This is a genomic window from Algoriphagus aestuariicola, assembly GCF_017254835.1.
Lineage (GTDB): Bacteria > Bacteroidota > Bacteroidia > Cytophagales > Cyclobacteriaceae > Algoriphagus > Algoriphagus aestuariicola.
Genome location: NZ_JAFKCW010000064.1, coordinates 1 through 288 on the forward strand (window position 1 = coordinate 1; position 288 = coordinate 288).

Genomic DNA, 288 nt, shown 5'->3' on the forward strand with positions numbered 1-288 from the left:
GCTGGGAGTTTGATTATCCGGCGCTGAGCCATCTGCAGCGCGCACGCAGGCTGCGGGCGGAGCTGGATCTGGACTGGCCGGGGATCGCCATGGCGCTGACGCTGCTCGACCGGGTTGATGCGCTACAGCAAGAGAACCGGCAGCTGCGCAGGCAGCTGGCGCGTTTCCTGCAAACTTCCTGACCCGAGAGCTGAACGCCACCGGGCGCTTCCCGGTGGCGAAATTGCACAAAATTGGGCCGTCGCCCCACATTGCGCCGATAAAGGGCGAAATTTTGACGAACCCCCG

General features: G+C 63.9%; 1 protein-coding gene. It reads left to right on the plus strand.

Annotation, left to right across the window (positions count from 1 at the left end; translation table 11 throughout):
* Positions 1-182 (plus strand): chaperone modulator CbpM (locus J0A67_RS23680; RefSeq protein ID WP_241265315.1); only part of this gene is annotated, 182 nt, incomplete at its 5' end.
* Positions 183-288: the final 106 nt, after the last annotated feature.